The 6,000-nt window shown below is 36.0% G+C and carries 5 protein-coding genes and 2 pseudogenes; all 7 read left to right on the top strand.

Translation table 11 applies throughout. The features are described 5' to 3' along the window. Nucleotides 1-115: 115 nt before the first annotated feature. The 7 genes and pseudogenes from CN326_RS09635 to CN326_RS24580 all read left to right on the top strand — a co-directional run bounded on the left by CN326_RS09635 (nt 116) and on the right by CN326_RS24580 (nt 5,817). On the top strand, nt 116-1,069 hold the full coding sequence (locus CN326_RS09635) for a hypothetical protein (RefSeq protein WP_255258116.1): 954 nt from the start codon (nt 116-118) through the stop codon (nt 1,067-1,069). Nucleotides 1,070-1,782: 713 nt separating this feature from the next. Further along, nucleotides 1,783-2,004 (top strand): annotated as a pseudogene (locus tag CN326_RS25055) (TSUP family transporter); the annotation flags it as partial. Nucleotides 2,005-2,022: 18 nt separating this feature from the next. After that, nucleotides 2,023-2,291, top strand: a pseudogene (locus tag CN326_RS25050) (hypothetical protein); the annotation flags it as partial. A gap of 372 nt (nt 2,292-2,663) precedes the next feature. Further along, nucleotides 2,664-3,632, top strand: a complete 969-nt coding sequence (gene trxB, locus CN326_RS09625; RefSeq protein WP_098308663.1) for a thioredoxin-disulfide reductase — start codon at nt 2,664-2,666, stop codon at nt 3,630-3,632. A gap of 14 nt (nt 3,633-3,646) precedes the next feature. Next, nucleotides 3,647-3,988 (top strand): thioredoxin family protein, encoded by a 342-nt coding sequence (locus tag CN326_RS09620; RefSeq protein WP_098308661.1) that lies wholly within the window; start codon nt 3,647-3,649, stop codon nt 3,986-3,988. Nucleotides 3,989-4,900: 912 nt separating this feature from the next. Continuing rightward, nucleotides 4,901-5,488, top strand: coding sequence for a cysteine dioxygenase family protein (locus CN326_RS09615; RefSeq protein WP_176524576.1), 588 nt, complete (start codon nt 4,901-4,903; stop codon nt 5,486-5,488). 104 nt (nt 5,489-5,592) lie between these two features. After that, the gene (locus tag CN326_RS24580; protein ID WP_176524574.1) at nt 5,593-5,817 is read left to right on the top strand and encodes a hypothetical protein; all 225 of its coding nucleotides are present in this window, start codon (nt 5,593-5,595) and stop codon (nt 5,815-5,817) included. Nucleotides 5,818-6,000: the final 183 nt, after the last annotated feature.

Raw genomic sequence — 6,000 nt, 5'->3', positions numbered from 1 at the left:
GAATCCCCTTCCTCAAAAATTCGTTAGGATTTTAGGTGAGGGTAGTTCAATAATGGGATAGTAAAATCATATATTATTTTTTAGAATCTACAAAAGGTTGGAATGGAGGGGGATTATGAAGTTATTAAATATAAAGGGTAATAAATTTCCTTTTTTTCGACGATTTGTAAAAGACCAAAACTTAAATAAATGTGCAATGGTTATGGGGGGGATCCTTCAAAAACAAAAATGTAGAGAAGGAAACGAGCAAAGTGATGAAAGAATGCAAAGAGATGAAAATATCGAAAAATACTTTCGTCCATCATGTTTTGCTGTTCTTAACAATCGGTTTAATTATCAATTTTTTGATATTTTCTTTAACAAAAAATACGATCAAATCGTTCTTTCTCCGTTGCTTATGAATTCACCAGAAAATACAATTATTAATTATTTCAGTGTTTTACGAGAAGCTGAAAATCTTACAAAAGATAAAAGTGGAGGATGCGGAACTGTTGGAATGTCAAAAATACCGTATCCAATTGCTTATAATTTTTTTACAAGTAAATATCAAGAAAGAATTTCTTATAACAGATATTTTCATTCATTCGAAGGAATCGGACATATTAATTTGATAAAACTAGCAAGCTTACATAAAGATAAAAACTATCCGAATAAAAAACGTTATTTTATTGAAATTGAAACAATTGAAGGTTCAGCTAAAGGGGTAACATATTTTGCTTATTATTATGGTTATATTTATATTGAAAAGGAAAAAAATTCTTGCAAAATTGCTGATATAACATTGTACGGTGAAGACTTTTTATGCGCAGCTTATCATCTTTGGCAACATAATGCTGAAGCGGTTGTTGATGCCGAATACGGGAATTGGTGTAAACTTGTAAAAGAAAGACTTCCGACAAAGCAAGAAGGTTATACGAAACAAATTGATGTCATTGGAACTGATGGGAATAAATATCGATTTGTTTTTTTTCAGCTAACAAATCATACAGATATTTTGACAGCACAATATAAAAAGAATACTCAAGGACAATGGGAGTTTATTGAAATTGATCCTGAAAAATGTTTATAAATAAGAATTTAGTGATTTTGAAAAAATATCATACTATTAACGACGGCCTAAATATAGGAGATGTTGAAAAACGGAAATGAATTAATGTATCGGAGGGGGAGAGGCTCAATTGCTCGAATTTCGTACGTTAATTACTTTTTCATGAAGAGAGGATTGTTCGCTCAATATAGAGACGAACATCCTCTCTTTTTACTCATACTAAAATATAAACTGTACCTTTTAACTATATTTCATTCTATTTTGGTAGAAACATATAAAGTACTATAAACGTCTGTCTTTGGTACTCATACTACAGCTTCTTTATGTAACAAGGGGGAGCATTTGCGTACAAAATCTGCGAAATAATGGCGCTACACCTATTAGAGGTAGCGCATTAACAATGTTCAGTTATATGAAACCTAAGAAAAATTCTTGTTAACTAATATGTTAGAGAATCACTTTATAGAAATATCTTGATGTGTTTATCATAGATGCAAAAATAGTTCCTAGTCCTAGGAAGACCTTAAGCTTGATGATAAGGGCTTTTTCAATATGAACGATAGCAAAATTAGGAATTTCCAAATAATGAAGTGTGCAAACCAAGCGGTTTTACAGGAGAAATTAGTTGGCATGGTTTTTGCTTTATATAAATGATGAGTAAATAGAGAAAGGAGGAAGGAAATAAATCACCGACTACTCTCCTTTGGTGGTGAGAGTCTCAGGAAAGAATAACAATGATTCAAGTGTTCCTCTCTATTGTTTCAGGAATCATTGTCGGATTCGTACTTGGTTTGCTCGGCGGAGGTGAATCAATTCTTGTTGTTCCTCTTTTGCTTTACGTTGTTGGGATGAAAGATCCGCATGTGGTAATTGGCACGACAGTGTCAGCCGTTACCATAAATGCCTATGCAAATCTTATTCCACACGTACGAGCTGGCTGGAAAGTGGCAATCATTTTTGCCGTACCCGGTGCCATGAGTGCGCCTATTATGGCACTGCTTGCAGATTTAGTGCCATTACACGCCAAACAGTAGTATTATCCTTTTCATTTGCGGATGGTCTTGGAAATATAATTTTTCCGACAGGTGGTACACTGATGGCCGGATTGGCAATTGCGGGAATGCCTTGGATAAAGTGAGCGAAATGGATTCTCCCTTTGATTTTCATTCAATACTTAATCGGTTTATTAGCAGTCATAATCGCTCATTTTATATTTAATATAGGACAGGCAGTAAGTCCTTAATTAAAGGAAATAAAGCACCAAAATGGAGTTCTTGTTACCGATATACAAACAAAATAGATAGAATAACTCATTACATGCGGAGCCAATCAAACCATTGCTGTTTAACATTGGTGGTCGCTGTTTAAGAAAAAATGAAATGATACATGTTTTGGAAGGGAATTTCAAATAACTTAAATTCAAATTTTGATGAAATTGTCTTAAGATGTTTTTTCTTAATCTTGAAAAGATTTTTCTCAATCATGATAGGAAATGGGACTGATTAACCTATATAACGGTTATGAAAATAGTGATTTTACAGAATATTAAAAATTGGCATGGGAATTGCTTATAAATATTCATGAATAAGAGATTAGTATAACGAGGAGGTAAGTGATGTATAAAACCGTTATTCTAGGGACTGGCCCTGCTGGGTTGACCGCAGCAATCTATCTAGCACGTGCTAACATAAGTCCTTTAGTCATTGAAGGACCTGAACCAGGGGGGCAATTGACTTTGACGACAGGTGTTGAGAATTTCCCTGGTTTTCCTGAAGGGATTATGGGGCGAGAGTTAATGCAGAACATGCGTAAGCAAGCTGAGTGTTTTGGAGCAAAGTTTAAAAGGGGATGGGTTAGAAAAGTCGACTTTTCTAATAACCCTTTTACCTTAACGGTGGAAGGAATAGGGGAGCTTAAAACGCAATCTTTAATCATTGCAACGGGTGCTTCTGCGAAACTTTTGGATATTCCAGGAGAAAGGGAAAATATTGGGCGTGGGGTAAGCACCTGTGCAACGTGTGATGGATTTTTCTTTAGGGGAAAGAAAATTATCGTTGTAGGCGGCGGAGATTCAGCTATGGAAGAAGCAAATTTTTTAACGAAGTTTGCTTCGGAGGTTCGTGTTGTTCACCGCAGAAAGGAGCTTCGCGCTTCCAAAATTATGCAAGATCGCGCCAAAAATAATCCGAAAATTACTTGGAGTTTAAATTACATTCCTGAAGAAGTTATTGCAGGAGAACGACACGTTACTGGCTTGAAAGTAAAAAACAGCGAAACCGGAAAAAATGAAATTCTGGAATCTGATGGTATTTTCATAGCAATCGGGCATAAACCGAACACGTCTTTTTTAGGCAATCAAATCAAAACGGACGATATGGGATATATCATCGTGAATCCTGGTACAACAGAAACAAATATTCCCGGTGTATTTGCATGCGGGGATATTCAAGATCATAAATACCGCCAAGCAATTACTGCTGCAGGAAGTGGTTGTATGGCTGCTCTGGATTGCGAAAGATATCTTGATGCAAGAGAGCGATCAAGTAGTGAAGACAATCAGTATAACATTGAGAACAAAATATAGGGAGGAATGTAATTATGAAAGAGATCAAAACAAGACAAGAGTTTGATGAGGCGATTTTATCAGCAAAACCAGTTGTTGCCAAATTTTATGTTGAATGGTGCCCAGACTGTCAGCATACCGATTTATTCATGCCAATTGTGGAAGAAGCGTATAAAGAAAAAATAGATATGATCGCAGTAAATCGAGATCATTTTCCGGAACTATTAGAGAAGCTAGATGTGTACGGAATCCCAAGCTTTATTGCTTTTCAAGAAGGGAAGGAACTTAATCGCTTTGTAAGTAAACTCGGAAAAAGCCAGGAAGAGGTTGAACAGTTTTTCAATCAAATCGTAGAGGCAAGTGGAAAATTAGTATAGATAATCATTTACTAGTATTTAATTGGGAGGACGCCTATCTAAAAAGATTTCGGCACTGCTTCCAAACACATCCAAAACTGAAACTCTAATAGAGCCGCTCTACTTTGACATTTATATTTAACGATAATCATGGTTACAACAATCTGTATCACCCGCATTAATCTGAAGCCAATAAATATTGAGTAGTCACTCAATATTTATTGGCGACATATTCAAAATCACCAATTCTATCAACTTGTTTTTTGCATAGGCACTATACAGCCTTTAGGGATAGAATCACCTCTATCCTTTGTACATTTAGTAGAGAAGAATGATATAACTTTTTTGCTTCAAGGAGAAATAAAAAATGGAACTTATGAAATATGTGAAGAAATACAATTTTTATTTAACTATAATCCCGCATGCAATAACAGGTCATATCTGTTAGAAACCCACAATATTTTTTCCTATTCCTAATTGTTCAATCGGTGCTTTATTGGTTCTAATATTGGAAAACTTATACACAAGCAAACAATTTTTTTCCTCTTTTCCATTATCATAATGGCTGTGGCAATAAAGATAGCTCTACTAAAGTAACTGATCTGGACCAGTTTTTTGAACTTATCTATCAGTCATGTAAAGAATTGAATCTATATTGTAATAGAGACCCTTGTATAATGTCATTTTTCTTTCTTGATATTAGCGGAATTATTTTTTAAACCTGAGATAAAGATTTCTCATATTAAAGAATTAACCAAGGTATCGATAGTGGTTATGGAAAAGATTTATCTCAAGATTTCAATAATATCAGGTAAAAGGGTGGAATATAGTGAGCATTCCTGTGTTTTTTTATCGGTGGCATGCTTTTTGATAAATAGTTATATGAAAGTAAAAACATTAAAGAAATTATCCATCATAGGAGGACCATGTATCATGACAAATCAAACGAAGGAATATACACTGATCGATTTTATTCGAGATATGACATGGGTAATCGAGAGAACTGAGAGTGATGCCGTTCGGGTGGAAGAGGCAGAACGTTTACTCGGTGAGCTGCTTCGTACCACATCCTGGCTCCCTCCAGAAAAGCGCAAGCCCAGCTCGGAAGGTTATGCCCGCTATTCCCTATACTGCGATCCGCAGAATCGTTTTGAGATCATGGCATTTGTCTGGAAGCCGGGGCAGAAAACTTCACTCCATGATCACGATGGCACGTGGGGAGCCGAAGGGGTTGTGACTGGACAGATCAAGGTGACGAACTATCTTCGAGTGGAGGAGGTTTCAGAAAATTTAGTAAAACTTAAACAAACTGATACATTGATTGTAAATCAGCAAATGACTGGCAAACTCCTGCCCCCAGCGGATTGTCACATCCTTGAAACTGAGGGCGATCAAACGGCGATAACCATCCATGTTTATGGAAAACAACTCCGCAAGTTTCGGGTATTTGAATCTTTACAAAAAGAAGGCATTTTTTCAGCCCGCGATCACTATGTAGGGTATACTCCTAAGCCAATCTAAGTCTATAAAGTATTTAATAAATGGAAATTAATCTCTTTAAATAACTTCTCTTGTAATATAAATAATACCTTGAAAGAATTTTTGCTACGAAACAGGAGTGGAAAATGGCGAGTTTAACCCATATCCAGAAGTTCGTTGACTCATGTGCCAAGGATTTAGCAGAAGTATTAGGCTTGGATGTGACATTACTGGATGAGCATGGAACAAGGATTAGTGAAATCCGTTACTATCAAGATCTGATCGGAAAGCGGATTCCAGAGGAGTTATCCCGCTATTTGCGGGCAGTAAGACCCCCACCTCAAGATTCAGAGAGAAGCGAGGGAGATTGATGGGGGATAAAAAACCCCACTGATGAAAGTTTCACTTTATCACAGATGCAAAAATAGTTCCTAGTTCTAGGGAGGCTTTAAGCTTGATGATAAAGGCTTTTTTAATATGAATGATAGCAAAATTGGGAATTTAAAAAGAGTGCAGTGTGCAAATCAAGCGGTTTTACAGGGGAATTTAGTTGG

This window comes from Bacillus sp. AFS018417 (genome assembly GCF_002560985.1).
In the GTDB taxonomy this organism is placed as follows: Bacteria; Bacillota; Bacilli; order Bacillales; family Bacillaceae_G; genus Bacillus_A; species Bacillus_A rhizoplanae.
The sequence above is the reverse complement of the archived record's forward strand: the minus strand, read 5'-3'. Positions and strand labels throughout refer to the sequence as shown.